Source organism: Pantoea sp. EKM10T, from assembly GCF_011800685.1.
In the GTDB taxonomy this organism is placed as follows: Bacteria; Pseudomonadota; Gammaproteobacteria; order Enterobacterales; family Enterobacteriaceae; genus Pantoea; species Pantoea agglomerans.
The window spans coordinates 143,552-168,935 of sequence record NZ_JAALEU010000004.1 but is presented as its reverse complement, the minus strand read 5'-3'; the positions used below and the strand labels follow the sequence as shown (position 1 = coordinate 168,935).

The 25,384-nt window shown below is 55.5% G+C and carries 24 protein-coding genes, 1 tRNA gene and 5 pseudogenes; 22 read left to right on the top strand and 8 right to left on the bottom strand.

Translation table 11 applies throughout. The features are described from left to right. Positions 1-37 precede the first annotated feature (37 nt). The 3 genes from ypdK to HFD95_RS09715 form a co-directional block, all read right to left on the bottom strand. A complete protein-coding gene (ypdK, locus tag HFD95_RS09725; protein ID WP_099257831.1) occupies positions 38-112 on the bottom strand; it encodes a membrane protein YpdK in 75 nt (24 codons plus the stop codon). 202 nt (positions 113-314) lie between these two features. Beyond that, entirely contained in the window at positions 315-1,343 is a 1,029-nt protein-coding gene (locus tag HFD95_RS09720; protein ID WP_122889723.1) for an HlyD family secretion protein, read from the bottom strand. A 2-nt stretch (positions 1,344-1,345) separates the two neighbouring features. Beyond that, on the bottom strand, positions 1,346-2,944 hold the full coding sequence (locus HFD95_RS09715) for an MFS transporter (protein ID WP_033788121.1): 1,599 nt from the start codon (positions 2,942-2,944) through the stop codon (positions 1,346-1,348). 149 nt (positions 2,945-3,093) lie between these two features. On the opposite strand from HFD95_RS09715, the gene HFD95_RS09710 reads away from it, so the two are divergent. From HFD95_RS09710 to HFD95_RS09690, 5 genes are all read left to right on the top strand, one after another. Next, positions 3,094-3,879, top strand: a complete 786-nt coding sequence (locus HFD95_RS09710) for an IclR family transcriptional regulator (protein WP_010257875.1) — start codon at positions 3,094-3,096, stop codon at positions 3,877-3,879. Between the two features lie 7 nt (positions 3,880-3,886). Further along, positions 3,887-4,339, top strand: coding sequence for a universal stress protein (locus HFD95_RS09705; protein WP_010257878.1), 453 nt, complete (start codon positions 3,887-3,889; stop codon positions 4,337-4,339). Positions 4,340-4,348: 9 nt separating this feature from the next. Continuing rightward, positions 4,349-5,155 (top strand): hypothetical protein, encoded by an 807-nt coding sequence (locus tag HFD95_RS09700; protein WP_010257881.1) that lies wholly within the window; start codon positions 4,349-4,351, stop codon positions 5,153-5,155. Between the two features lie 274 nt (positions 5,156-5,429). Then, a complete protein-coding gene (locus tag HFD95_RS09695) occupies positions 5,430-5,711 on the top strand; it encodes a lipoprotein (RefSeq protein ID WP_033758553.1) in 282 nt (93 codons plus the stop codon). Between the two features lie 512 nt (positions 5,712-6,223). Beyond that, on the top strand, positions 6,224-7,099 hold the full coding sequence (locus tag HFD95_RS09690) for an SMP-30/gluconolactonase/LRE family protein (RefSeq protein WP_167430176.1): 876 nt from the start codon (positions 6,224-6,226) through the stop codon (positions 7,097-7,099). Positions 7,100-7,137: 38 nt separating this feature from the next. Here the strand turns inward: HFD95_RS09690 and HFD95_RS09685 are convergent, their stop codons facing one another. Further along, on the bottom strand, positions 7,138-8,364 hold the full coding sequence (locus HFD95_RS09685; RefSeq protein WP_022624176.1) for an OFA family MFS transporter: 1,227 nt from the start codon (positions 8,362-8,364) through the stop codon (positions 7,138-7,140). 285 nt (positions 8,365-8,649) lie between these two features. Here HFD95_RS09685 and HFD95_RS09680 point away from each other — a divergent pair, with 285 nt between their 5' ends. Then, the gene (locus HFD95_RS09680; protein WP_010257893.1) at positions 8,650-8,883 is read left to right on the top strand and encodes a hypothetical protein; all 234 of its coding nucleotides are present in this window, start codon (positions 8,650-8,652) and stop codon (positions 8,881-8,883) included. A gap of 36 nt (positions 8,884-8,919) precedes the next feature. Here HFD95_RS09680 and HFD95_RS09675 read toward each other — a convergent pair whose 3' ends face one another. Further along, positions 8,920-9,819, bottom strand: a complete 900-nt coding sequence (locus HFD95_RS09675; protein ID WP_031292220.1) for a DMT family transporter — start codon at positions 9,817-9,819, stop codon at positions 8,920-8,922. Between the two features lie 177 nt (positions 9,820-9,996). Between HFD95_RS09675 and HFD95_RS09670 the strand changes: the two genes are divergently transcribed. From HFD95_RS09670 to HFD95_RS09650, 6 genes and pseudogenes are all read left to right on the top strand, one after another. Continuing rightward, the gene (locus HFD95_RS09670; protein ID WP_167430175.1) at positions 9,997-10,866 is read left to right on the top strand and encodes a helix-turn-helix domain-containing protein; all 870 of its coding nucleotides are present in this window, start codon (positions 9,997-9,999) and stop codon (positions 10,864-10,866) included. Positions 10,867-11,431: 565 nt separating this feature from the next. Then, positions 11,432-11,683 (top strand): annotated as a pseudogene (locus HFD95_RS22295) (type VI secretion system contractile sheath small subunit); the annotation flags it as partial. 6 nt (positions 11,684-11,689) lie between these two features. After that, a pseudogene (gene tssC / locus HFD95_RS09665) lies at positions 11,690-12,529 on the top strand (type VI secretion system contractile sheath large subunit); the annotation flags it as partial. 17 nt (positions 12,530-12,546) lie between these two features. Then, positions 12,547-12,762 (top strand): annotated as a pseudogene (gene tssK / locus HFD95_RS09660) (type VI secretion system baseplate subunit TssK); the annotation flags it as partial. A 143-nt stretch (positions 12,763-12,905) separates the two neighbouring features. Next, positions 12,906-13,133, top strand: a pseudogene (locus HFD95_RS22120) (hypothetical protein); the annotation flags it as partial. A gap of 91 nt (positions 13,134-13,224) precedes the next feature. After that, positions 13,225-14,086: pseudogene (locus HFD95_RS09650) on the top strand (VasL domain-containing protein). A 229-nt stretch (positions 14,087-14,315) separates the two neighbouring features. Here the strand turns inward: HFD95_RS09650 and HFD95_RS09645 are convergent. Further along, a tRNA-Arg gene (locus tag HFD95_RS09645) sits at positions 14,316-14,390 on the bottom strand. Between the two features lie 304 nt (positions 14,391-14,694). Next, positions 14,695-15,630, bottom strand: a complete 936-nt coding sequence (locus HFD95_RS09640) for a formate/nitrite transporter family protein (RefSeq protein ID WP_033788160.1) — start codon at positions 15,628-15,630, stop codon at positions 14,695-14,697. Positions 15,631-15,872: 242 nt separating this feature from the next. Here HFD95_RS09640 and ccmA point away from each other — a divergent pair, with 242 nt between their 5' ends. The 10 genes from ccmA to mlaA all read left to right on the top strand — a co-directional run bounded on the left by ccmA (position 15,873) and on the right by mlaA (position 23,754). Further along, positions 15,873-16,490: a cytochrome c biogenesis heme-transporting ATPase CcmA gene (gene ccmA, locus HFD95_RS09635; protein ID WP_022625094.1), complete on the top strand. Its 618-nt coding sequence runs from the start codon at positions 15,873-15,875 to the stop codon at positions 16,488-16,490. Beyond that, positions 16,490-17,149, top strand: a complete 660-nt coding sequence (ccmB, locus tag HFD95_RS09630; protein WP_031590560.1) for a heme exporter protein CcmB — start codon at positions 16,490-16,492, stop codon at positions 17,147-17,149. Before ccmA ends, ccmB begins: the two co-directional genes overlap by 1 nt. 68 nt (positions 17,150-17,217) lie before the next feature. Continuing rightward, on the top strand, positions 17,218-17,958 hold the full coding sequence (locus HFD95_RS09625; protein WP_010257913.1) for a heme ABC transporter permease: 741 nt from the start codon (positions 17,218-17,220) through the stop codon (positions 17,956-17,958). Further along, complete coding sequence (ccmD, locus tag HFD95_RS09620; RefSeq protein ID WP_010257916.1) at positions 17,955-18,188, top strand: heme exporter protein CcmD; 234 nt, start codon at positions 17,955-17,957, stop codon at positions 18,186-18,188. The genes HFD95_RS09625 and ccmD overlap by 4 nt, the downstream gene beginning before the upstream one ends. After that, positions 18,185-18,670 (top strand): cytochrome c maturation protein CcmE, encoded by a 486-nt coding sequence (gene ccmE, locus HFD95_RS09615; protein WP_010671430.1) that lies wholly within the window; start codon positions 18,185-18,187, stop codon positions 18,668-18,670. The genes ccmD and ccmE overlap by 4 nt, the downstream gene beginning before the upstream one ends. Further along, complete coding sequence (locus HFD95_RS09610; RefSeq protein WP_167430173.1) at positions 18,667-20,625, top strand: heme lyase CcmF/NrfE family subunit; 1,959 nt, start codon at positions 18,667-18,669, stop codon at positions 20,623-20,625. Before ccmE ends, HFD95_RS09610 begins: the two co-directional genes overlap by 4 nt. Further along, positions 20,622-21,179 carry a DsbE family thiol:disulfide interchange protein gene (locus tag HFD95_RS09605; protein ID WP_010257920.1) on the top strand — a complete coding sequence of 186 codons (558 nt, stop codon included), beginning with the start codon at positions 20,622-20,624 and terminating at the stop codon, positions 21,177-21,179. Before HFD95_RS09610 ends, HFD95_RS09605 begins: the two co-directional genes overlap by 4 nt. After that, positions 21,176-21,628 carry a cytochrome c-type biogenesis protein gene (locus HFD95_RS09600; RefSeq protein WP_181955260.1) on the top strand — a complete coding sequence of 151 codons (453 nt, stop codon included), beginning with the start codon at positions 21,176-21,178 and terminating at the stop codon, positions 21,626-21,628. Before HFD95_RS09605 ends, HFD95_RS09600 begins: the two co-directional genes overlap by 4 nt. Continuing rightward, entirely contained in the window at positions 21,628-22,839 is a 1,212-nt protein-coding gene (gene ccmI, locus HFD95_RS09595) for a c-type cytochrome biogenesis protein CcmI (protein ID WP_064690263.1), read from the top strand. The genes HFD95_RS09600 and ccmI overlap by 1 nt, the downstream gene beginning before the upstream one ends. 150 nt (positions 22,840-22,989) lie before the next feature. Beyond that, positions 22,990-23,754 (top strand): phospholipid-binding lipoprotein MlaA, encoded by a 765-nt coding sequence (gene mlaA / locus HFD95_RS09590; RefSeq protein ID WP_010257927.1) that lies wholly within the window; start codon positions 22,990-22,992, stop codon positions 23,752-23,754. Between the two features lie 136 nt (positions 23,755-23,890). On the opposite strand, the gene fadL is transcribed toward mlaA, so the two are convergent. Next, positions 23,891-25,174, bottom strand: a complete 1,284-nt coding sequence (gene fadL, locus HFD95_RS09585) for a long-chain fatty acid transporter FadL (protein WP_010671434.1) — start codon at positions 25,172-25,174, stop codon at positions 23,891-23,893. Positions 25,175-25,384 lie beyond the last annotated feature (210 nt).

Here is a 25,384-nt window from a genome sequence, read left to right as displayed (position 1 = left end):
GACTCAGGGGTCGCCCCGTGGCGGCACTGTCACGCCATTACTTCAGCAGCAGAACAAAGGTTCCGAACCAAAGTAACGCGAAAAAAGATATTCCCATCAAGGCATATTTCACAAAGCAACTCCTCTGAGCGGTTACGATGATGGCGATCCCAAACCAGTGCAACGCGAACAGATGTGGAAAAGAGATCGCCATTTACAGTCATGGTCTGCTCTTTTCCGGGTTGATCTGAATAACTCAGAACAGGATCGAGCGCTAATTTACGCGTAATCCTCCCCAAATGAAATAGGTCCGTTCTGAGATATTGCTCACAATTTTACGGCACTTCGATTTCAGGGATCGCCGACATGCCTACACGTAACTGAGCCAGATGCTGTTGGTCGCCATCCAGCACAATTTTCACCGGCAGACGTTGAACGACTTTAGTGTAGTTGCCGGTAGCGTTATCGGGAGAGATCGCCGAAAAAGTTACGCCGGTGGCCGGTGCGATGCTGTCCACATGACCTGTAAAGGTCTCGCCCGGCAGGGCGTCCACCCGGATCCGCACCCGCTGACCGGGACGCACATCGCTTAACTGCGTCTCAAGATAGTTAGCGGTAATGTAGGTTTGCTGCAGTGGCACCACCGCCAGCAGACGGGTGCCGGCTGATACGTACGCGCCGGTCCGCACCGAGCGCTGACCCACCATGCCGTCAACGGGCGCAGTAATGCGGGTGTAGGAGAGATTCAGTCTGGCCTGATCGACGCTGGCCTTCGCCGCTGCAACGTCCGCTTCTGCTGAACGCACCGCCGCCTGTAGCACTCCCACCTGTTTTACTGCCGACGCCAGCGCGGCCTGACTCTGATGCACGGCTGCCAGCGCCGAGCGCTGGTTTGAGCTGGCTTTCTGCTGATCGTCGGCTGCCACGGTACCGCTTTTATAGAGGCGGTTATAACGATCGGCGCTCTGACCGGCATACTGTGCAGAGGCTTCACTGGCCGCCACGATGGCTTTCTGCTGATCAATCACCGACTGCTGCTGCTCCAGCTGTGCCTGGCTGCTCAGCAGTTTCGCCTGGCTCACCTGCAGGTCAGCCTCCGCACTCTCAAGCGCCACACGATAGTCACGATCGTCCAGCGTCGCCAGCAGCTGACCCGCTTTGACCTGCTGATTATCCTGCACCTGCACGTGGCTGATGTAGCCCGAGACTTTCGGTGCCACCAGGGTGTAGTCCGCATTGACGTAAGCGTCGTTGGTGCGGTGATCATTGCCGGTCATCAGTGACCAGACCACAAAAGCGATGGCCAGTAACACCAGCAGCAACAGACTCAGCAGCAGGGTTCTTTTCATTTCGAAAGCACGCATATTCAGTTATTCCGGGAAGGGTTTTGAATCAAAGTTTGAGGCGGCCACACCCGTTTTGGCAGGATGGCGGTAAGCAATAACAGGCAGGCGGCAAAGCCGGTCAGCATCAGCCAGCTGTCGCTCAGACCAAGGATCGTGGCCTGATGCCTGACCAGGGTGGCGAATCCGCTGAGATTATCGGCGGCGCTGATGCTGCCATCCGGCAACAGCGGCAAGCTGCTGCTGGCCTGACTGGCCGTCGGCGCTGTCATCAGCCAGCTGCGACTGGCCGCCTGATTAATCAGCACACTGGAGTGAAACTGCTCACGATGCGAAAGGAAAACCTCAACCAGCGTAGAGGCAGCGATGCTGGAAAAGCCGCGCACCGTATTAAACATCGCCGAGGCAAACGGGCCTTCTGGCGGGGCCACAACGCTGGTGGCGCTCATCAGTATCGGCAAAATAATCATCGGTTGTCCGAACGCCTGCAGGATCTGCAGCAGCCAGAAATTCTGTCTCGCCCAGTCACTGGTGATCTGTGTGCCCAGCAGACAGGAGGTCACCAGCAAGCCGACGCCCGCCGTCAGCATCCAGCGGCAGTCGATCCAGCGGATATTCAGCAGGGCTGCAATCAGCGGTGCGATCAGCAGTTGCGGCAGGCCCACCGCCAGCGCCAGCGGGGCAAACTCAAGGGTGCGAAAGCCGCTGACCTGAGCAAAATAGGCCGAAGGCAGCGCGGAGCCAGAAAGCCCAAGGATGAGCACGCAGGCCAGGCCCAGCAAGCCATGCGCCAGATTTGGCCGTCGGAGCATCTGCAATTTAAACAGCGGCAGCGGGTGAAACCACTCATTAATCAGGAAAACCAGCAGCAGCGGCAGCGCGGTGAGCAACATACCGGTAATCAGTGGCGAGTTCAGCCAGTCGAGGCGCTCACCCTGGGTCAGCACCAGAATCAGCAGCGCAACACCACTGCAGCCGGTCACCATGCCGAACAGATCGATCTGCTGAAAGCGTTCCGGTCGCAGCGGATCCTGGGGCAATCCCCATCCTGTCAGCAGCATAGCGATCAGCATCAACGGCACGACCTGCCAGAACACCATCATCCAGCTGACGTGATCGGTCCACAACGAGGCCAGCGAGGCCGCCATATTGGGGCCAAACGTCGCGGTCAGGGCATAGCCCGCCAGGCCAAAAAGTTTAAAGGGCGGCGGCAGAAAGCGCAGGGCGACCGTCATCAGCATTGGCGGTAAGGCGCCGCCAAACAGGCCCTGCAATACGCGCAGGCTGATAAACAGCGTCGGATCCCGCACCAGCGGCAGCAGAATGCCAGTCAGCATAAATCCCGCCGACACGCCTAACGTAAAACGCCGCAGCGACAGGGTGACGGCAAACCAGGGCGCAATCATCATGGCGGCCACTTCTGCCGCCTGATAGCCAGAGATAATCCAGCTACCCTGATCGTAACTGATGCCGATCGCGGCACGGATATCGGCCAGCGCGATATCACTGACGCGATCGTTCAGCCCGGAGGTCAGGGCGGCGATGAGCACGCCGACTAATCCCAGTGCCAGTTGCAGTGTAAAAGGATGAGGGGCCGGCGCGGCGGCAGGCTTAGCGTTCATTGCAGGCGATCTCGTTATTATGATGCAGTGTACTGCGATGTGATACAGGTCGTAATATTACATCCCGGTATACTGTATTGCAATGTGGTACAGGCTGTAAAAAGTGCGGCATTCGCGCTACAGTAAGGCAGCTCAAACAGGACGACGCTATGGCACATCAACCCTCCAGCCGCGAGGATGAAAAAACGGGCGGTATACAGGTCATCGCCCGTGCGGCAAAAATTCTTAATGCGCTTGGCGAACAGCCCGGCGGCATGAGCCTCGGTGAGATCGCTCAGGCGGTCGAACTGCCGCGCTCAACGGTGCAGCGTATTGTTGCCGCGCTCGACAGTGCAGAGCTGGTGCGCAGCAGCGGGGCGGGCGGATTGCGTCTGGGGCCAGCGCTGTTAAAACTGATCTCCAGCGTACATACCGATGTGGTTGATCTGGTCAGTCCGCTGCTGGAAAAACTCTCTTCCGACACCAATGAAACCGTCTCGCTGGCGCGCGCCAGCGGCAGTCAGCTGGCGATAATTCACCACGTGGTGGCGTCGCGTGAGCTTCGGGTGGTTCCGCATATGGGACTCAATCTGCCGCTCTACAGCACCTCCGGTGGACGGGCGTTGCTGGCGCTGGAGTGTGAAAAAGATGTACGGACGATCGTTGGCGACGCCTGGCAGGAGTTAACCGATATGACGGTGAAAACGCTGCCTCAGTTGCTGCAACTTATCAGGGAAGTGCGCGAAACCGGTATCGCCGTGGATCGCGGTGAAACGCTGGAAGGTATCTCTACCATGGCGTTTGCGCTGGATACGCTGTTTGGTCGTTTTTCTGTCTCTTTGCTGGTGCCCTCTGCACGTTTTCTGCGACACGAAGCCCGTTTTCGTGACGAGATGCTGAAGTGTAAAGAGGCACTGGTGCGTGAAATCGGCAAAGTCGCCGCGATAGAAGGATAAGCATTCGATGAAAACCCTGCTGATGGCCATTGATCACTCTCCGGTAGCGGAAAAAGTGGTCGCCTTAACCATTGAAGAAGCGCTGGCGCATCGCGCCGAGGTGGTCGTGCTGTGCTGCGTCGATCCCGCTTACTCCTCCTGTAATCAGCCAATGGAAATTGATGCGGGTGAGGATCCGGCCGATTTTGTGGCTGCGCAGGATGAGCAGAATACGGCAGAAATGGTGGTGCGCCATGCACTGGCTCCGTTACTGCGTGCGGGCATTAATGCGCGGGGCATGATTCTGGCGGGTGACGCGGCAGATACTATCGTTGCCCAGTCGCAGCAGCTTAAGGCCAGCATGATTATCATGGGACGTCGCCATCTCTCCTCTTTGAATCGGCTGTTAAAAGGCTCAGTCAGCGCATCGGTTATTGAGCGCGCTCACTGTCCTGTGCTGATCGACGTGCGTAAGGATTAATCCCGCCGCATGAATGCTCTGCTTTTTATTACGCTGGCCGCGTTTGCGCTGCTGGCGCTGATTGTAATTGTACTGATCAAAACCACCCGGCTGCGTTTGTGGCAGGGGCTGATCATCTTTCTGCTGCCTCTGATACTGGCGAACCTGCTCTGGTTCAGCTGGGTTGCGCCGCATCAGTTGCAGGCCAGTCAGCGTGAGCAGGCGGTAAATCAACTGGCAAAGATGCCCGGTTATCGGGTGCTGCAGACTCAGGAACCGGCGTTATGGCTGTTGCTGACCCAGGAGCTGACCCGGCGCATCCGTGCGGGGGAGCCAGCTGAGAAGGCGACGGGCGAGCTACGTGGCTGGCTGATTGAGGTGATTAATCAGCGGCTGATGCGCGGAACTGACGCGGCGGTGGTCAACTATATCAGCGTCTCAGTTGAAGAGATGCGGGCGCTGAACCAAATCGATCCGGGCCTCTGCTTCCGTTATCTCTATCCGCAGGTGAGTGGCGGCATCAATCTGCTGACCACACTGCCGCCGTCGCTGAATCGCAAAGAGGCGGATGCCATGGAGCAGCTGCTGCTGAACAGTCCATTGCCCGATCAGCCACTGGATAAGGCGCTGGCGCAGGATGATCTGCAAAAAATTGTCGCCCGGCTCTATCAGCAGTGGGGGGATAAGCTGCAGCAGCTGAATATGCCTGCCGACACGGCGGTTGATCGCTCATCGCTGTGTGCCATGTCGATTGATCTCTACAGCGCGATTCTGGCATTACCTGACAAGCGCGCCGCTAACCTGTTACGTAGAATGATTGCACTGACTGGCCAGTAAGCGGCAGCGGAGCAGCGGAATGGCGGGCGAAAAAAAGCCCGCTAAGCGCGGGCAGGGAAGAGAGGAACAGATTTTTATTTTTGGCATTTCCTGGTGTGGTGCAGTCTTCGTTTTGTCTGAATGCATCTTGTCACGCCGTGCATGATAGTGATAGCCGTTTAATCGTATTACATTAATCGGTAAAAGCTTCTCAAGTTTTGAACTTTCGCGCATTAATCCTATGGATGCGCGGCATGCTGCGTCATAAACTGCGCGGCAACGTGAGGATAACTTAATGAAAAAACTAATAACCGGCGCACTGGCGCTGATTTTGCTGAGTGGATGTACTGCCAGCAAACCCGGGGCATTTGAACGTGTAGATGAAGATCCAGGCTCAAATACCGTGCAGTACCGTTTTGACCCGGTAAAGGTCAATCGTGATGCAATGAATATTGATCTGGCGAATTACTGCAGTAATAAAGGCTTTGATAAAGTCGAGGCGTTACCTGCGCAGGAGAGTCATATTCCGGGACTGCAGAAAGCGTGGTTCCAGTGTAATTATGCTGTGAAAAGCTAAATAAAACGGGCGGGATAATTATCCCGCCCTTAAAGTGTAATGCTTTTATTTTATGCTGTGTGACATCTTTGCCCGTTAGCGGCGATGGTGACCGCCATGATACCCACCGTGATAACCTCCATAGTAGCCTCCATGATATCCGCCGCCACCCCCGCGGTGCCAGCCATTGTCGTGTCTGGGGCTGATGATACAACCACTTAATAAGGTCATCAGCGCAACCACCGAAGCGACTTTAATTAATCTCTTCATCGGAAGCTTCTCCTCTTTTCCAATGACTATGACACTACGCTGGAAAAGTGGAGTGAAGATGCAGGCTTTGTAGAGTTATTTAAGAAGGTATGACGGAATATTTCAGAGGGCTGCGTTTTGCAGCGGAGAATAATAAAGAAATAAGAATGAACTGAATAGTAAATACTATCAAAGAGAATAGTCTCAAAATCAAGCGAAAATAATTCTCATTTGAAAGTTTTTACAACTACATTATTAGCATGTCAGTTCAATGGGAGAGAAACATGGCGCATGACGTTAAAAATATTCTGGCTTTACAGGCTGAACTGGGCGAATGCCCGCTCTGGTCAGTGGAAGAACAGGTGCTGTACTGTGTCGATATTCTGGCACCCGCCATTCACCGTTTTGATCCGGTCAGCGGTGAACTGCAAACCTTCCCGCAGGCGGAAGAGGTGGGATGCATCGGTCTGCGTGAGCAGGGCGGTCTGATAGCAGCATTACGTGGCGGTGTCTGGCTGCTGGATGCGCAGGGTAAGCCAGAGAGAAAGATCGCAGAGAATCCCGGTGTGGCTGCGCAAAGTCGCTTTAATGATGGCCGCGTTGATCCCTGGGGGAATTTCTGGTGCGGCAGCCTGTGGGAACCGCAGGACAAAAATGGCGGGCTGCTGTGCCGCGTGACGCCTGACCTGAAGCTGGAGGTCAAAGCGCGTGACATTAAAATTTCCAACGGGCTGGCCTTCTCTCCCGACCGGCGCTGGATGTATCACAGTGACACGCCGAATGAAGCGCTCTATCGCTATCCATTAAATGCGCAGGGCGAACCGGGCGAACGCACCCTGTTCCGCCGTTTCGACGCGAAAGGTGGATTGCCGGATGGTGCCGCAGTGGATAGCGAAGGATTTTACTGGTCCGCACAGTTTGATGGCGGACGCGTAGTACGCATCGATCCCCAGAGCAGCGAAATCGTCGATGAGATCCTGCTGCCGGTGAAGTGGCCAACCATGGTGGCCTTTGGTGGCGCCGATCTTAAAACGCTGTTTATTACCAGTTCACGGGAAGATCGCACCGAAGAGGAGCTGGCACGCTATCCGCAGTCAGGCGATATCTTTGCGGTGGACGTCTCGGTGGCGGGCATGGCAGAGCCGCGATTCCGCGGCTAAACGTGAACGGGCCGCTCTGGCGCGGCCCGTCGTGATGGTTAATGACGTTGCAATACAGGTGTTGCTGTAACAGAACTCTGTGGTAAGCGGATGGTGAGTGACAGGAACAGGGAGATGACCAGCAGCGTCATAATCAGGCTGAAGGTGACGGTGAACCCGCCAAACAGCGAGGCGACCAGTGAGCCCAGCACGCTTCCGATACCAAATCCGAGATAGAGCAGACCATAGTTTTTTGTCAGGTTGTTAAGGCCGAAAAAGTCACTGACCAGCGACGGGAATACCGTGATGGTACCGCCAAAGCTGAAGGCTACACAGGCGAGTGACAGGAAGAAGGTGATCTCATTCATTCGGGTAAACAGCAGCACGCTCATCCCGATCAGCGACACGATTTGCGCCAGTGAAATAACCCGGATGCGCATCATTTTGTCAGACAGTATGCCCAGCACCAGACGGCCACTCAGGTTGGCAATCGCAATCACCGTTACCGCACTGGCAGCGGTCTGCGTAGTCAGATGCACCAGCCCTTCGCCGATATCTTTGGCAACGCCTATCACATAGAGACCGCTCATGCAGGCTGTCAGGAACATCAGCGCCAGCATCCAGTACTGAGGCAGACGCACCGACTGTGCCAGTGTGTAATCCCGCGCATGTTGCTGACCATTCGTGCTGCTCCCGGTATCCTGAAGGGGGGCATCACGCATCAGCAGTGCACCGAGGATAATCATCGACATCGCGAGCACGCCCCAGATCATAAAGGTCTGCTCCAGACCCACCGTTGCCAGCAACGCCCCGCAGATAAATTTGAATCCCAGACTACCAAGACCGTAAGCGCCAATCGCACAGGCAGAGATCATCCCTTTGCGCTCCGGAAACCACTTCACGCAGTTTGAGAGCGTCATCAGGTAACCTGCGCCATCCGCCAGACCCACCAGCAGCCCGGCGCTGAAATAGAGCATCATCAGGTTATTAGCATGCGCGGTAAGCCAGAAACCCAGCGCCATCAGCACACCCGCCCCGATAGTGACGCGGCGTACGCCAAAACGTTCCTGTAATTTACCGGCCAGCGAGGAGGCAATAGCCAGCCCCAGACTCAGCAGACCAAACGAAAAAGCGACCTGACTGACCGTCGCATCCAGCTTCTGTGACAGCTGGCCGTTGAACAAACTCCATGTGTAGACTGACCCCAGCGCGAACTGAGTGATTACCGTTCCGAACAATGTAAGCCAGCGAGCACGCTGGTAAGAAGCCTGTTGAGTCTGGTTCATAATTTTTCTCTCCCATCCGGGAATCTGGAAACTGCGGTCAGAATAAAGCAGTGATTCGCGCGCGTGAGCAGTAAAGGCATGAACGGAACGGATCGGGGAATGAAATGCCATTCAGGCGGTATGAATGGCATCGGGAGGGGTTGGCAACGTCGCGTCAAAAGTAAGCAAAACGGCAGCTTAATGATTAAGCGTAATTAGCCGTAAGATAATGTTTCAATCAGATGATTCTGTGAGCAGGTTTTCAGATTATTTGCCAGGCTAAGAGTTCACTTATCAGGAGGAAATATGAAAGACCGGACATATGAATCCAGCACCAGTGAGGATGAAGTTTGCTGCATCATCGGTCAGGCGGTGATTGAACTCAGTACAGAACAACAGCCTGTGACCAAATCGACGCTGGCATTAAAACTGCTGTCGATGGCCGATCGTGATAGTGACGATGAGCGTGTTTTGCTCTACTGGATTGCGCGTAAAGCGATCAATAAACCACAGAAACTCCTTCAGCAGCAGTGGGCATAACGCCCATCCGGACGCGGGCCTCAGCCCGCCTCCGCGTCAGATGATTATCCGGCGACGACTTGCCGGCCAACGGGCAAACATCACGACATTGCCCAGTAAAATCATGACAAGGCCAGGGATGGCGCTGGCATGCCACTCATATCCTTCATAACGGGTAGAGAGTGCCAGCGCCACCAGCGGAAACAGCACCGTTGTATAGGCAGCCCGACTGGCTCCGATACGTCCCACCAGCGTAAAATAGGCCCCGAATCCCATCACCGATCCCACGATAGCCAGATAGATCAATGCCCCAAACCACTGTGTATTCCATGTCGGCTGCAGCGAAACACCCTGCAGCAGCGAGACCAGTGCCATGATCAGCGCACCGTATAACATGCCGTAACTGTTGGTTGTCAGCACGTCACGTTGCAGACGCTGATGCCGCTGACTGATCATATTGCCGAATGAAAATCCCAGCGTACCCAGCGCACTTAACCCAATGCCCCACATCAAGCCGGTCGAGGCCTGAGTGCTGCGCAGATCGTGCCAGAACAACGCAACAATGCCCGCCATGCCGAGCACTATCGCCGGAATCAGACGTGCGGAAGGGCGCTGACGGAAAAATATCCAGCTGTTAATGGCGTTATACATCACCGCCATAGAGAAAATGACCGACTCCAGTCCGCTGCTGATATAGCCAGAGGCGTAATAGAAGCAGACAAAGTTGAAGCCAAAAACGCAACAGCCCTGCAGCACACAGAAGAGGTGATCCTGCAGCGTCAGCCTGTGCAGACGCTTTATCAGCTTAAGCAGCAATAACATGACCAGCGAGGCCAGCAAAAAACGCCAGAAGACAGCGACAGTTACGGCGCTGATGCCTGCAGACTGTTGCGCATAAATCGCAATCCAGGTCGTGCCCCAGATCAGCACGACTGAGAGATACAAAAACAGGTTCATTACCAGATTCTCCACCGCAAAACGCCGAGTCTGCACCCGCAACGCTCCCTGGTCTTGCAGCGGATAGCGCAGGGTTTGCAAAATCTTGCGCATTTTTACTCTCTGTCCCGATGTGCTCTGTTTTCTGTCCCACGCAATCCGTAAACTGGCACTCTGTTTATCTGAACTGATACCCCGATGAGTCGCTTCCAGACCTTTGACATGCTGCAACGACACAAAGCACAACTGCGCGATCAGGTGCAGCTTCACAGCGGCATTCAGCTGGCAGCCTGGTTTAATAGTGGCGATCGCGTGACAAACCTCAGCGACCATCACACGCTGAGCCTTTACGTGGCGGGCGGCTACGATACCTGGCATAAAACCCCGCATGGCTGGCGTAACGGTGGCGCACCGGACCGCTTCTGTCTGATGCCGGCAGGCACGGAATCGACCTGGGATCTGCGTGCGGATCTCGCCTTTGTTCATCTCTATTGCAGCGAGAACCAGCTACGGCAACTGGCCGAACGGGTTTGGGACCGCAGTCCGGCGCAGTTAAACCTGCATGAGAAAGTCTTTTCTGCTGATGACCGCATTACCCAGCTCTATCGACACTTTCTGCTGAGCAGCGACTGGCAACAGCCCGCCAGCCAGCTGACGCTGAGCAGCGCATCAACACTCTTGCTGACCCATCTGCTGCAGCACTACAGTGAAGTAAAGTGGCAACTGCCCCAGGTGCGGGGTGGACTGGCTCCCGCGGTATTACGGCGGGTTCTGGAATTTATTGAAACCCATCTCGATCAGCCTTTAACCCTGTCTGTGCTGGCGCAGGAAGCGGCATTGAGTGAGTTTCACTTTGCCCGCATGTTCCGTCACACCACTGGCGAGGCACCACACCAGTTCGTGATGCGCCGTCGTATGGATCGTGCAAGGATATTGCTTGAGCGGCCCGATCTTACGCTGACCGATATTGCCCTTCAGTGTGGTTACCACTCTTCAGCCCACTTCAGCCATCGTTTCCGGCAGGTTTATGGTATGACGCCCTCGGCGTGTCGTCGGGAAAGTCGATGAACTTCTTAGCGGCAACAGGCACATTAGCAGCGTATAACAGTGCCACAAATCATTAACATAAATTATTATAAAAACTAACCCGTTTGGGCTGGTTCTCGTTTTCACTTTCTGCCGCTATCCTGTAAAAAAAGCATGAACCGCACTTTTTAGCATTGGGTAATTTCTCTGTTCAATCCCGCAATGAACTATTCACTGAAACATTTTTTAGTCCCAGCTATCATGCGCCCCACAGCAGAAATCTTAAGAAAAATCTTATATATCAGATCAGTATCAGATTTTTGCTGGCAAGTTTATCCTGTTACATATGGTTACATATTATCATTTCCTTTGGTTGACCCACTATTTCTAAACTCGCACCATGGGTGTTTATCTGAAAAATAAATTCAGGATTTACGCTCTTTCATCACGTCATATCGCCAGTAAATGGAATGTACTCGCTTCTGACCGCAGGTTCTGCTTTTCACTGAATGTTTAATAGCAGGAATGTTTTATGGCAGGGTAAGCCATTCTTAATATTTGACACTGGCTGTGGCGGTTTCTATCACTCCATAGAACAGGGACAGCCATGTCTAACTCTTCCTTTCAGTCCGAAATACCCAAGGCACGTATCAATTTAAAACTTGATTTGCATACGGGCGGGGCGAGCAAGAAAACCGAACTCCCCCTGAAATTACTGGTGGCGGGCGACTTCAGTAATGGTCAGGAGTCCGCGCCACTCTCTGAACGCAAAAAAGTTAATCTGAACAAAAATAACTTTGACTCAGTACTTTCCGAATATTCCCCAAAAGTAAATCTCACCGTTAAAAACACGCTTGCCGGTGACGGTAACTACTTTGACCGTGCCGAGTACATCAAGTGGAAATCGTTTCGTGAGACGGATGATTCCCGCTATATCGGTCTGGTGATGCCGCGTGTGCTGGGCCGCCTGCCGTATGGCCCGGATACCGTACCCGTGCGCAGCTTCAACTATGTTGAAGAAGTGAAAGGCCCGGATCACGACAAATACCTCTGGGCCAACGCATCCTTCGCCTTTGCATCCAACATGGTGCGCAGCTTTATCAATAACGGCTGGTGTGTGCAAATCCGTGGCCCGCAGGCCGGTGGTGCCGTTCAGGATCTGCCTATCCACCTGTATGACCTCGGCACCGGCAATCAGGTGAAAATTCCCTCTGAAGTGATGATCCCGGAAACCCGCGAATTTGAGTTCGCCAATCTCGGCTTTATTCCGCTCTCCTACTACAAGAACCGCGACTACGCGTGCTTCTTCTCGGCGAACTCGACCCAGAAACCAGCCCTGTATGACACCGCAGATGCGACAGCCAACAGCCGCATCAATGCGCGTCTGCCGTACATCTTCCTGCTGTCGCGTATTGCCCACTACCTGAAGCTTATACAGCGGGAAAATATCGGGACTACCAAAGACCGTCGTCTGCTGGAGCTTGAGCTGAACACCTGGGTTCGTAGTCTGGTGACTGAAATGACCGATCCGGGCGACGAGCTGCAGGCTTCTCACCCGCTGCGCGACGCGAAAGTGACGGTGGAGGATATCGAGGACAACCCGGGTTTCTTCCGCGTGAAGCTCTATGCCGTGCCGCACTTCCAGGTGGAAGGGATGGACGTCAACCTGTCGCTGGTCTCCCAGATGCCGAAAGCTAAATCCTGAGGCGAGGGAGAGCAGGGATGAAAATTTACCGCCCACTTTGGGAAGATGGGGCCGCTCTGGCCCCGCAACAATTCCAGCAGCAGGCCCGTTGGAATGAACGTGTTGCAGACATGGTCGCCCGGATGGGTATTTCTCATCCCTGGGGCGTGGTTGCGGCAGAATTTGATGATGCAGTGCTTGCGCTCTCGCGCCTGAATGCAACACGTCTGGTGGTGCGCTTTCAGGACGGGACCGCCGCTGCGCGCGTGCGCATGAGTCTTGATACCGTGCCGGAACAGCTGACCCGCATTCGCTCGCAGATTACCTCTCTTGAAATGGAGAAGCAGGCGCTGCTGGAAGATATCGCCGTTGGCACTCAGAGTCATGGTGAACGCCCGACCGGTCTGTAAAGTTTATACCAGTATTTTTGTACGGTCAGGGCGTGACAGGATGCGTGGAAGTGACCCTTCATGCAGAAGGCAGTGTGACGTCTGTGGGGCGCCTTTTCATGCGGGCAGGTCATTTCAGTGACTGGTCCTTTACTCCGCCGGGAGCATTATCCCGTCCCGGACAGAGTTTTGATGAAAGCACCTTTTTTAGTCTGATTCTGGCGCTTCTGCCATAACTGCTGGTATTGCAGTACCCGTTCCTCTGAATATGCCCGTATAAGCGTTAATCCTCCATATTTCCGTACGCGTCAAAATGGACAACTGGTCATGAATCACATCCCCCCACATAAAATCAAAACCGGTGGTGACCCGCGCACGCTACCGGATTATGCCGCCCTGCGTGATGAACTGAGTAAGCTGACACATCCGGCTCGCCCGGATGTGAACTGGCGTTATGCCGAAAAACGCTGTCTCTCACTGTTTGAGCAGAATGGTGTGGAGCTACAGACGCTGTCCTGGTACACGCTGGCCCGAACGCAACTGGCTGGTTTATTGGGGCTCAATGAAGGTCTGGCGATACTCGAGGCACTGATAAGCCATCAGTGGGGCGCACTCTGGCCGCAGCCTGTCCATGCCCGCATGAAAATCCTCAGCAGTCTGAGTCAGCGTTTACAGCAACTGATTCGCTCGCTCCCGCTAAATCACAGCGACCTTACCACAGGTTTTAATAACACAAACACAGCAGCAGCTTGCCCGGCTGGGTAAATTGCCTCCTGACTGGAATATTGAATACAGTCGACAGTTGCTGGAACAGGTCCGGGTACTTTGGCCGGAGCAGGCTAAGCCACTAATCCAGCAGTGGCAGCAACAGCTTAATGCTGCCGCATTGCCAACAGAACAGCTGAATGGCTGGTCTCAGGGAATGGCGACACTACAAAAACTGAGTGACAGGCTGAACGAACTGGATGTGCAGAAAGGAAAATACCTGACGGTCAGTGAGCTGAAGTCAGTCGTTTTTTCCGCTATGCAGTCCTTTAATCAATCCATACCGGCTGAAGAGCAGCTAAGGGTATTATCACAAAATCCAGCAGGCGAACCTTTGCCTGCGGCTGTCAGAGCTCAGCTGGAGATGCATCTGAAGCAACTGATTGCCCGTTATGCAGAAATAAAACAGGATTCATTAAAATAAAAAAGATATTCGAAGCACAGGTATCCAGCTAATAATCCAGACCTGGCAGGTCATAATCACAACTCATTCACTGGTGTTGATGGATTTGACCAAAGAACATAGTCAGGGCCGGCAAATGATTATTGATTCTGAGAAGAAAAAGGGCAAAGGGGGATAGCCGTCAGTAATGGCTTGTTATTGATTATTAAGAGTTTTAATTGACTGGGCGGGTTTAAGTACAGGGCAGGCCTGGTGTCCCCTGCAGGAATCGAACCTGCAACTAGCCCTTAGGAGGGGCTCGTTATATCCATTTAACTAAGAGGACAGCGGCGCGCAGTATAGCGCAAACAGGCCGTGAGATTCACTACGTCGCCGTCCGTTTGCTCATTCCGCCAGCAATTCCGGTTTTCTGCACGCGCTAACGTTACGTGCAGAAAGCGGATACAGCTGTACTGAAGTCCGGGATGTCATCCAGACTGAAGCGGCACCCCGACTCTTAAATCTTCACTCCCTCTTTACAGCAGCCACTTCCAGTAAACGTTTTTCAGACGCCCGCCTGGCAAATCGCCTTCAGCAAACAGACCAGAAAGGCAGACAGAGCGGTTCAATCTGCTCTGTCTGCCCTGGATTTACTCAGCCTTTTCCTGCTCTTCACGCTGGCGACGTTTCTCCTGCTTCTTCTTCTCAGCCTTCGCTTTAGCCACGGCCGCTTCACTCATGTCGTTGCGGATCTGCGCGTGGCTGATCAGGGCAAAAATCAGCGTGCCGCCGGTAATGTTGCCGAGCAGTGTCGGCAGGGCAAACGGCCAGAAGAATTCATGCCAGCTGATGCTGCCATTAAAGACCAGATAGAGCACTTCCACCGATCCCACCACGATATGCGCCAGATCGCCCAGCGCAACCAGCCAGGTCATCATCACAATCACCAGCAGTTTGGCACCCCCCGCCGAGGGGAACATCCAGACCATGGTGGCGATAATCCAGCCGGAGATCACCGCATTGGCAAACATCTCGCCGGGCGTATTTTCCATCACCTTCATACTGATGTTGGTAAACGCCTGACGGGTAGCTTCGTCAAATATCGGCATCTCATTAAACGCCAGCGCACCCAGTGCCGTCCCGATCAGGTTACCCAGCAAGACGATGCCCCATAAACGTAATAGCAGGGCGCCATTACTCCAGGTCGGTTTGTGCATCACCGGCAGGACTGCCGTGACGGTATTTTCGGTAAACAGCTGCTGACGCGCCATGATGACGATAACAAAACCAAAGGTATAACCCAGGTTTTCAAGCAGAAACGCCCCTGGTACGCCATCCAGATGCACCTGAAATATCCCCTTCGCCATCAGCGAGGCGCCCATGGATAAGCCCGCCGCAATGGCTGACCAGAGCAGCGCCATACCATCGCGCTCCAGCTCCTTCTCCCCATCCTGGCGGATCTCTTCATGGATGGCGGCGGCGCGGGAGGGTAAAGCCTCCTCATCGACTTCGATGTCAGTGCCCTTATCCTTCTCTTCACTCTCGACGTCGTTAGGACCCTGTTCATTACCTGATGAAGGCTTCATATTTTCTCCTGGTGATAGTGCTGTCGCGTAATAAGCGTAGCCGTTTTTTATTTGCCGATAATGTAACGATCGATGCGAATAAGCGTAACAACGTTTTTCGGAACTGCATTTTTATTCAGACTGCGGGTGATACCGCACGAATAAACCCATGGCATCGAAACTGAGCGGTGGCTCACACTTCGGCCCACAGCAACATTGTGGTAATATCCCGGCCACTTTTGGCTGGTGCGATTCCCCCCTCGATGTTGGAAATCATTACGCTCACTTGTGCATACGACGAACGTGCGCTGTTCCGGCAGCTCTCATTTCGCGTCTCTGCAGGCGACATTGTGCAGATTGAAGGCCCAAATGGTGCCGGTAAGACCTCACTCTTGCGGCTGCTGGCTGGCCTGAGCCGTCCTGAACAGGGTGAAATACGCTGGCAGCAGCGGCCAATCCTGCGGCAGCGCGAAGCCTGGCATCAGGCGATGCTCTATCTGGGCCATCATCCCGGTGTCAAAGGCGTGCTTACGCCGCTGGAAAACCTGCGTTTCTACCATCCTGATTGCAGTGATGCGCAGATCTTTGCTGCGCTGGAAAGCGTCGATCTCACGGGCGACGAAGAGGTGCCGGTTAGCCGGTTATCGGCGGGCCAGCAGCGTCGGGTAGCGCTGGCGCGTCTGTGGCTCAGCCAGGCCCGCATATGGATTCTCGACGAGCCGCTGACCGCCATCGACAAAGCGGGTGTTAAAAAATTAATGGCGAAATTCGCCCGGCATGCCGATAACGGTGGCGCAGTGATCCTGACAACCCATCAGGATTTGCCCGCGGATGCTGCGCGGGTGCGTAAAATTCGCCTCGGCGACGGGGAGGCAGGCTGATGCTGTTTCGCCTCATCCAGCGTGAATTGCGCATCGCCTTTCGCGGCGGGGCGGATGTAGTCAATCCGCTCTGGTTTTTCCTGATTGTTATTACCCTGTTTCCGCTGGGCATCGGACCTGACCCGCAACAGCTGGCGCGCATTGCACCGGGCATAGCCTGGGTTGCCGCGCTGCTGGCGTCGCTGCTGGCGCTGGAGCGGCTGTTTCGCGATGACTTCAGCGATGGCTCGCTGGAGCAACTGGTACTGCTGCCGACGCCGCTCCCGGTAACGGTTATCGGTAAAGTAGTGGCGCACTGGCTGGTCACAGGCGTGCCGCTGATAATCCTGTCGCCGCTGGCCGCGCTGCTGCTGTCACTGGATTTTAATGGCTGGCGGGCGATGGCCCTGACACTGCTGCTCGGCACGCCAACCCTGAGTTTTCTCGGCGCGATTGGTGTAGGTCTCACGGTGGGTTTACGGCGCGGTGGCGTACTGCTTAGCCTGCTGGTGCTGCCGCTGGCCATTCCGGTCTTGATCTTCGCCAGTGCGGCGATGGAGGCGGCCAGTCAGGGGTTGCCGATTAATGGCTATCTGGCGATTCTCGGCGCGATGCTGCTGGGCAGCGCCACGCTCTCCCCGTTTGCCACGGCGGCAGCGCTAAGAATTACTTTGCAATAACAGCCGTTGAAATAACCGCGCGTAAAAGACGCGGCAACACTCTTTTATCGTTAATGTGAGCATTTGATATGTGGAAAGCGTTACATCAGCTGGCCAGGCCCGAACGGCTCTATCAGTTTTCGGGGCGACTGGTGCCGTGGTTCGCCATCTCAGGACTGGCGGCGTTGCTGCTGGGCTGGGCCTGGGGCTTTGGATTTGCTCCCGCTGACTATCAGCAGGGCGACAGTTTCCGCATCATGTACATTCATGTGCCCGCCGCGATGTGGTCGATGGGCATTTATGCCTCGATGGCCATCGCCGCCTTTATCGGTCTGGTGTGGCAGATGAAAATGGCCGATCTGGTTTCCGCCGCCATGGCACCGGTGGGCGCGGTCTTTACCTTTATTGCGCTGGTCACCGGATCCGCATGGGGTAAGCCGATGTGGGGGACCTGGTGGATCTGGGATGCGCGCCTCACTTCGGAGCTGGTGCTGCTGTTCCTCTATATGGGCGTGATTGCGCTCTGGCACGCTTTTGATGACCGCCGCACCGCAGGCCGGGCCGCGGGTGTTCTCATCCTGGTCGGCGTAGTTAATCTGCCGATCATTCACTTCTCAGTGCAGTGGTGGAATACCCTGCATCAGGGCTCGTCGGGCATTCTCCAGCAGGCGATTGCGCCAGTGATGCGAACACCGCTGCGCTGGGCAATCATCGGTTATCTGCTGGTATTTATCACGCTGACCCTGATGCGGCTGCGCAACCTGATTCTGTTAACCGAACGTCATCGTCCCTGGGCGATTGATGTGGCGAAGCGAGGAGAGCAGGCATGACACCCGCCTTTTCCTCCTGGCACGCCTTCTTTGAGATGGGGGGCTACGCCTTCTATGTCTGGCTGGCGGTTGCCTGCACGCTGATTCCGCTTGTCGGGCTGACGCTGCATACCCTGTTGCTGCGCCGCCGCCTGCTGGCTGAGATCCGCCAGCGCGACGCGCGGGAACGCCGCATCCGGGCAGCGAAATCTAAAAAAGCCGCGGCTGAAGCGGCAGGAGAGACATTGTGAATACCCGTCGACGCAACCGCCTCTATGCGGCAGTGGCGATTCTGCTCGGCCTCGGCCTGGCCACCGCGCTGGTGATGTATGCGCTGCGCTCAAACATCGATCTGTTCTATACCCCAGGTGAAATCCTCTACGGCAAAGGCGAAGCGCACGAGAAGCCCGAAGCGGGTCAGCGGCTGCGCGTCGGCGGCATGGTGATGCCCGGCAGTGTCCGGCGCGATCCGAATACGCTTGCCGTGTCGTTCAAACTTTATGATGCCCGCGGCGTGGTTAGCGTCAGTTTTGAAGGCATCCTGCCGGATCTGTTCCGTGAAGGGCAGGGCGTCGTCGCGCAGGGCGTGCTGGCGGCGGGCAACCAGGTGATCGCCAAAGAAGTCCTGGCGAAACATGATGAGAAATATACGCCGCCGGAGATTGAAGACGCGATGAAGAGTAATCACACCGGCCCGCAGTCGCTGTATCAGGCGGGAAATAAATCATCATGATGCCCGAGATTGGTACTTTTCTGCTCTGCCTGGCACTGGGACTCTCCCTGCTGCTGAGCAGCTATCCGCTGTGGGGCGCAGTGCGCCAGGATGCCCGCCTGATGGCGATGGCGCGTCCGCTGGCCTGCGGTCTGTTTATCTGCATCGCGGCGGCTTTCGCGCTGCTGGTCTGGGCCTTTATCAGCAACGATTTTACCGTTGCCTACGTCGTCACAAACTCCAACAGCCTGCTGCCGGTTTATTATCGCATCGCCGCCACCTGGGGCGCGCATGAAGGATCGCTGCTGCTGTGGGTGTTGCTGCTCAGCACCTGGACATTGGCGGTGGCGATATTCAGTCGCGGTATGCCGCAGGATGCGCTGGCACGCGTGCTGGCGGTCATGGGTATGATCAATCTCGGCTTCCTGCTGTTTATCCTGCTGACCTCGAATCCATTTGGCCGCACGCTGCCGGACTTCCCGATAGACGGGCATGACCTGAATCCGATGCTGCAGGATATCGGCCTGATCTTCCATCCGCCGCTGCTCTATATGGGCTATGTCGGCTTTTCGGTGGCGTTTGCCTTTGCTATCGCCTCGCTGATGGCCGGACGGCTGGATACGGCCTGGGCGCGCTGGTCGCGTCCCTGGACCACGGCGGCCTGGGTCTTTCTGACGATTGGTATTGTCCTTGGCTCGGCCTGGGCCTATTACGAGCTGGGCTGGGGCGGCTGGTGGTTCTGGGACCCGGTTGAAAATGCGTCGTTTATGCCGTGGCTGGCAGGTACCGCCCTGATGCACTCGCTGGCGGTCACGGAAAAGCGAGGCACCTTTAAGGCCTGGACCGTGCTGCTGGCGATTACCGCGTTTTCGCTGAGCCTGCTGGGGACGTTCCTGGTGCGATCCGGGGTGCTGGTGTCGGTGCATTCCTTCGCCTCGGATCCGGCACGCGGGATGTTTATCCTCGCGTTTCTGGTGATTGTTATCGGCAGTTCGCTCCTGCTCTACGCTATTAAAGGCGGGCAGGTACGTGGCCGGGTGCAGAATGAAACCTGGTCGCGCGAATCGTTTTTGCTGAGTAATAACGTGCTGCTGATTGCCGCGATGCTGGTGGTTCTGCTCGGCACGTTGTTGCCGCTGGTGCACAAGCAACTGGGCCTGGGCAGCATTTCGGTCGGTGAGCCGTTCTTCAACACCATGTTCAGCTGGCTGATGGCGCCGTTTGCGCTGCTGATGGGGATCGGGCCACTGGTGCGCTGGCGTCGCGATGAGCCGCAGAAGCTGGCAAAGCGGCTGGCGCTGGCGCTGATCGTGACCCTGGCCTGTTCCGTCATCATTCCCTGGTGGCTGCAGGATCGCATTGAGGCGATGACCGTGGTTGGCCTGCTGATGTCACTCTGGATTATCGTGCTGACGCTGCTGGAACTGCATGAGCGCGCCACTCACCGTCATCCGTTCTTTGCCGGTTTACGTCACCTGTCGCGCAGTCACTGGGGCATGGTACTGGGCCATCTTGGGGTAGGGGTGACGGTGATCGGTATTGCATTCAGCACCCAGTACAGCGTGGAACGCGATGTGCGGATGAAGGCGGGTGATAGCATCGATATTCATCACTATCACTTTGTCTTCCGCGGCGTGCAGAATCTGCAGGGGCCTAACTACAGCGGCGGCATGGGCATCATCGATGTCACGCGCAACGGCAAACATGAAGCGACGCTGCAGGCAGAGAAACGCTTTTATACGGCCGCCCGCACCATGATGACCGAAGCGGCGATTGATGGGGGTTTCAGCCGCGATCTCTATGCGGCGCTGGGCGAAGAGCTGGAGGATGGCGGCTGGGCCGTGCGCATCTACTACAAACCCTTTGTCCGCTGGATCTGGTTCGGTGGCGCGCTGATGGCGCTGGGTGGGCTGTTCTGCCTGTTTGATCCCCGTTATCGCTCGCGCAAAAAAGCGGGAATTGAGGAGCGGACATGAACAAAAAAATCCTGTTTATTCCCCTGATGCTGTTTCTGTTGCTGGCGGCGGCGCTGCTGTGGCAGCTGACACGTAATGCCGATGGCGACGATCCGACCCGTCTCGAATCCGCTCTGATCGGCAAGCCGGTGCCGCTGTTCCGGCTGGAAGCACTCGATCAGCCAGGCAAAACCTACGACCAGCGCGTGCTGACAGATGGTAAACCGATATTGCTGAACGTCTGGGCGACCTGGTGTCCGACCTGTCGCGCCGAGCATCAGTATCTGAATACGCTGGCGGAGCAGGGCATTCGCGTCGTCGGGCTGAACTACAAAGACGATCGTCACAAGGCAGTTAACTGGCTGAATACGCTGGGCAACCCCTACGCGCTGAGCCTCTATGATGGCAACGGCATGCTGGGACTGGATCTCGGCGTCTATGGCGCGCCGGAAACTTTTCTGATCGACGGTAAGGGGATCATCCGTTATCGCCACGCGGGCGATCTCAATGCGCGCGTCTGGGATCAGGAAGTGAAACCCTTGTGGGTGAAATACAGTGCGGAGGCGGGATCATGAGAACGCTGTTACTGCTCTGCGGCCTGCTGTTCAGCATCAACCTATGGGCAAGCATCGACACGCTGCAATTTGACTCGGTGGCCCAGGAAGAACAATACCGCGACCTGACCGCTTCACTACGCTGTCCGAAGTGTCAGAACAACAGCATCGCCGACTCAAACGCCATGATTGCCGCCGATATGCGGCTGAAAGTCTATCAGCTGATGAAGCAGGGCCAGAGTCGCCAGCAGATCATCGACTATATGGTGGCGCGTTACGGTAACTTCGTCAGCTATTCGCCACCGGTCACGCCCTCAACCCTGGTTTTGTGGGCTGGTCCGGCGCTGTTTGCGCTGCTGGGCAGCGCGGTGATTATCCTGCGCAGCCGTCAGCGCAAAACCCGCAGCGAGCTGGATGAAGATGAGCAACAGCGTCTTAATGCGCTACTGAAGTCAGACAGGAAGCCGTAATGAGTGCATTTTGGATTACCCTTTTTCTGTTACTGCTGGTGGCCTGTACGCTGTTTCTGGCGGCGGGCTGGCGGCAACGACAGGCCAGCACAGGCGATCGCGATCGCCTTAATCAGCGCTTCTACCATCAGCGGATAGATGAGCTGGCACAGGACGAAGATCAGGGCGTCGTCACTGAGCGTCCACTGATGGAGCGGGAGTTACAGCAGACACTGCTGGCGGATATTCCACCGACACAGACGATGAAATCACACAGCAGCAGCCGCTGGATTTTGCTGCCGGGCCTGATCGTGCTGATTGGGGTATCGCTGGGAACTTACCTGAAAACCGGTGGCCTGGCACAGCTCACGGGCTGGAAGCAGGTGCAGCAGGCGTATCCTGAGCTGCGTGCCCGACTGATGGACCCTGGCGCTAAACCGCTGAGCATGGAGGAGCTGGCGCGTTTACAGCTCGGATTGCGTACCGCGTTGCAAACTGAACCGGATAATCTGGCTGACTGGACGATGCTGGGACGGCTCGGCATGGTGCTGAATAATGCCGACATCGCCAGCCAGGCATTTGAGCATGCGCTACAGCTTGCTCCCAACGATTTGGCGCTAAAACAGGATTATGCCGAAGTCCTGACGCGATCCCCCGATCCGCAGGATAACCGTCAGGCGTCACTGCTGCTGCAGGCATTGCTTAAAGCGGATCCGCAAAACCTGCGTACGCTGAGCCTGCTGGCATTTAATGCTTACGGACAGCAGCAATATGATCAGGCTATCGACGCATGGCAGACCCTGCTGGGTCTGTTGCCGGCCGGTGATTCGCGACAGGCGATGATCGCCCGCAGCATCGAAAAGGCCAGAAGTGCCGCCGGGCAACAGAGTCGTCAACTGGCACTGACCGTGACGCTGGCACCTAAGGCAGAAAAAATGTTACCGCAGGACGGAGTGTTGTATATTTCGGTTTCTGACGGTGCTTCACCGGTGCCGGTGGCTGTTAAGCGGATGCCGCTCAGTCACTTCCCGTTGTCGCTGACGCTGGATGACAGCAACGCCATGATGCCGGATCGCCTGCTTTCGGCGCAGCATCAGGTCGAGGTCCGGGTGCGAATCTCCCGCGACGGAAGCGCCAATCCCCGGCCGGGTGACTGGCTGGGCCTGAGCGCAGTGACGCCCTGGGATGGGCATCAGCCGATCGCGGTAGAGATTAATCAGCAGCTTCCCTGAACGCATCAACTGACCGCGTTCAGGATGATGCGTGCCATTGCCTGCTGCCTCTGGCACAAAGTCAGCTATGCTCATCGGGTAAGTCGATACGATACCGGGCTGTGACCTGAACGATGGGTAGACCTTTTTCATCCGCACAGGGAGATTGGAATGAATTATCGCCTGACCAGCCTGGCTGTCGCCAGCGTCCTTCTGGTAGGTTGTGCCAGTTCAAAGCCGGCGAATAGCGATCCTGCTCAGCGCAGCGATCCGTTCGAAGGCTTTAACCGCACGATGTTTAACTTTAACTACAACGTGCTGGATCCGTATGTATTGCGTCCGGTCGCTGTGGCCTGGCGTGATTATGTGCCGGTGCCGGCACGTACCGGCCTGAGCAATTTCCTCGGCAACCTGGAAGAACCTGCCAGCATGGTCAACGCCATCCTGATCGGTAACGGACGTGATGCAGGTATTCACTTCACCCGTTTCTTCCTGAACAGCGTGCTGGGACTGGGCGGCTTCATTGACGTTGCCGGTAAAGCGAATCCGGAACTGGCGCGTGAAGAGCCGCACCGTTTCGGTACCACGCTGGGTCACTATGGCGTCGGCTACGGGCCTTACGTTGAGTTGCCTGCTTACGGCAGCTTCACGGTGCGTCAGGATGGCGGCGACTACGTTGATACGCTTTATCCGATCCTTGGCTGGCTGACCTGGCCAATGTCGATTGGTAAATGGACGCTTGAAGGGATTGAGACCCGCGCGCAGCTGCTGGACTCTGATGCAATCCTGAAACAGCAGAGCGATCCGTACGCCTTCATCCGTAACGCTTACTTCCAGCGTCACGACTTCCTGGCGCGCGGCGGCAAGCTCAAGCCGGAAGATAATCCTAACGCAGCCGCGATTCAGGATGACCTTAAGGATATTGACGCCGAGTAATCGCCCGCGCTGAGCAGCCAGAGATGGCGGTTTTTGCCTCTTTGCGCAGCGCGTATGCTCGCTGAGCCATTAAGCGATCCACGGCCACAAAAAAGGGCGACTCACCAGAGTCGCCCTTTTTGATCGTATCATCTAGTCAGAACTTATAGTTAAAGTTCGCGCCGTAGAGCCAGGCCTTGCCTTCAGAGGTAAAGGTATAAGGACCTTCTTTCACCGTCACTTTCTGTCCGTGCATGTAAGAGATGCCTAAATCAACCGAGGCATCATCGTTAAAGGCGTAAGAAGTACCGGCACTCAGCCATAAACGATCCTGGTCCGGGATGGAGATAGAGCGCTTATCGGCCGGAACCGGGCTGTCATCAAACGCAATACCGGTACGGAACGTCCAGTTCTTGTCGTAGGAATAGGTTGTGCCCAGTGCAATGCGGTAGGCATCGTGGAAGCTTTCATCTTTATAGAACAGCGTCTGGCCGTTAGAGCCAGTGGCTTTCAGCTCCTGGAACTGGCTCCAGCTGGTGTAAGCCATGCTGTAGTGAACCGCCCACTGCGGGGCCACTTTATGCCAGCCTGACACTTCCCACATCTCTGGCAGATTCAGCGTTAACGCGCCAGGAACGGTGGTGCCGTTGGTGCCAAAAGGTACGCCTGACACTTCTGGATTATTCACCGCATTCAGCCGGGATGAGAGATTACTTTTGTAATCGCCATCAAAATCAACTTTCACTTCTGAACGATAGGTAAAGCCGAAGCGGTTATTTTCATCCACTTCATACAGGATGCCAGCATTCCAGCCGTAGCCCCACTCATCGCCTTTCAGATGGGCAACCTGCGTATCAGCCGGAACCCCCAGCCGCGCGCCTGACTCACCGGCATAACGCTCAATTTTGGCTTTAGCGTAAACCGCATCAAAACCGATGCCTGCACTAAAATGTTCATTAAACCGATAAGCGGTGCTGAGATTTAAATTGCCGGTCATCAGGTCAGTTTTACCGCCGTAACCGCCAGCGGTGTAGCCATTATTAAACTCTGTTGCTAAGCCGTAGTTTGAGGTTGCAGAGGCGCCAATCCACCACTGATCGTTGATGGGCTGGACGTAATGAATATTGGGTACCCACTGATTAGGGGCAATATTATTCGCATCCAGGCTGCGGCCACTGGGACTGCGACCACTGATATTTACATCCGGCGCAATATAGACAGCCCCGATAGAAAATTCCGGGCGATCCATTAACGCCATTGTCGCCGGGTTACGGCTGGCAGACGCCGCGGTATCACCCATTGCCCCTTCGCCTGAATATGCGCGACCTAAACCAATCGAAGAGAATTCATTTAACTGAAACCCAGCAGCGTAAACGTGGGAAGAGACAAGCGCCACTGCAGCCGCCACGGCTGACTTTGCAAACAGGTTTTTATGGTTCATGACCACAACCTCATGTGAATTATTATTTAACGCTATAACGTCGCGTAACAAAGGACGGCGGATTGTAGGGACTGATGTAAAGCGCACATATCAGACCAGTGCGGAGAGTATAGGTCCGACCTGTGTGCATGTTGCAATATTGTTTTTAAAATATTTCAGGTTTGATCGCTTAAAATTCGATCTGCATAACAAAAAGCCCCTGATCCTGGA

What these genes read in the sequence shown, in the direction of transcription:
- HFD95_RS09720 (WP_122889723.1), bottom strand. Translation starts at nt 1,343, where the DNA reads ATGCGTGCTTTCGAAATGAAAAGAACCCTGCTGCTGAGTCTGTTGCTG.
- HFD95_RS09715 (WP_033788121.1), bottom strand. Translation starts at nt 2,944, where the DNA reads ATGAACGCTAAGCCTGCCGCCGCGCCGGCCCCTCATCCTTTTACACTG.
- HFD95_RS09710 (WP_010257875.1), top strand. Translation starts at nt 3,094, where the DNA reads ATGGCACATCAACCCTCCAGCCGCGAGGATGAAAAAACGGGCGGTATA.
- HFD95_RS09705 (WP_010257878.1), top strand. Translation starts at nt 3,887, where the DNA reads ATGAAAACCCTGCTGATGGCCATTGATCACTCTCCGGTAGCGGAAAAA.
- HFD95_RS09700 (WP_010257881.1), top strand. Translation starts at nt 4,349, where the DNA reads ATGAATGCTCTGCTTTTTATTACGCTGGCCGCGTTTGCGCTGCTGGCG.
- HFD95_RS09695 (WP_033758553.1), top strand. Translation starts at nt 5,430, where the DNA reads ATGAAAAAACTAATAACCGGCGCACTGGCGCTGATTTTGCTGAGTGGA.
- HFD95_RS09690 (WP_167430176.1), top strand. Translation starts at nt 6,224, where the DNA reads ATGGCGCATGACGTTAAAAATATTCTGGCTTTACAGGCTGAACTGGGC.
- HFD95_RS09685 (WP_022624176.1), bottom strand. Translation starts at nt 8,364, where the DNA reads ATGAACCAGACTCAACAGGCTTCTTACCAGCGTGCTCGCTGGCTTACA.
- HFD95_RS09680 (WP_010257893.1), top strand. Translation starts at nt 8,650, where the DNA reads ATGAAAGACCGGACATATGAATCCAGCACCAGTGAGGATGAAGTTTGC.
- HFD95_RS09675 (WP_031292220.1), bottom strand. Translation starts at nt 9,819, where the DNA reads ATGAACCTGTTTTTGTATCTCTCAGTCGTGCTGATCTGGGGCACGACC.
- HFD95_RS09670 (WP_167430175.1), top strand. Translation starts at nt 9,997, where the DNA reads ATGAGTCGCTTCCAGACCTTTGACATGCTGCAACGACACAAAGCACAA.
- HFD95_RS09640 (WP_033788160.1), bottom strand. Translation starts at nt 15,630, where the DNA reads ATGAAGCCTTCATCAGGTAATGAACAGGGTCCTAACGACGTCGAGAGT.
- ccmA (WP_022625094.1), top strand. Translation starts at nt 15,873, where the DNA reads ATGTTGGAAATCATTACGCTCACTTGTGCATACGACGAACGTGCGCTG.
- ccmB (WP_031590560.1), top strand. Translation starts at nt 16,490, where the DNA reads ATGCTGTTTCGCCTCATCCAGCGTGAATTGCGCATCGCCTTTCGCGGC.
- HFD95_RS09625 (WP_010257913.1), top strand. Translation starts at nt 17,218, where the DNA reads ATGTGGAAAGCGTTACATCAGCTGGCCAGGCCCGAACGGCTCTATCAG.
- ccmD (WP_010257916.1), top strand. Translation starts at nt 17,955, where the DNA reads ATGACACCCGCCTTTTCCTCCTGGCACGCCTTCTTTGAGATGGGGGGC.
- HFD95_RS09610 (WP_167430173.1), top strand. Translation starts at nt 18,667, where the DNA reads ATGATGCCCGAGATTGGTACTTTTCTGCTCTGCCTGGCACTGGGACTC.
- HFD95_RS09605 (WP_010257920.1), top strand. Translation starts at nt 20,622, where the DNA reads ATGAACAAAAAAATCCTGTTTATTCCCCTGATGCTGTTTCTGTTGCTG.
- HFD95_RS09600 (WP_181955260.1), top strand. Translation starts at nt 21,176, where the DNA reads ATGAGAACGCTGTTACTGCTCTGCGGCCTGCTGTTCAGCATCAACCTA.
- ccmI (WP_064690263.1), top strand. Translation starts at nt 21,628, where the DNA reads ATGAGTGCATTTTGGATTACCCTTTTTCTGTTACTGCTGGTGGCCTGT.
- mlaA (WP_010257927.1), top strand. Translation starts at nt 22,990, where the DNA reads ATGAATTATCGCCTGACCAGCCTGGCTGTCGCCAGCGTCCTTCTGGTA.
- fadL (WP_010671434.1), bottom strand. Translation starts at nt 25,174, where the DNA reads ATGAACCATAAAAACCTGTTTGCAAAGTCAGCCGTGGCGGCTGCAGTG.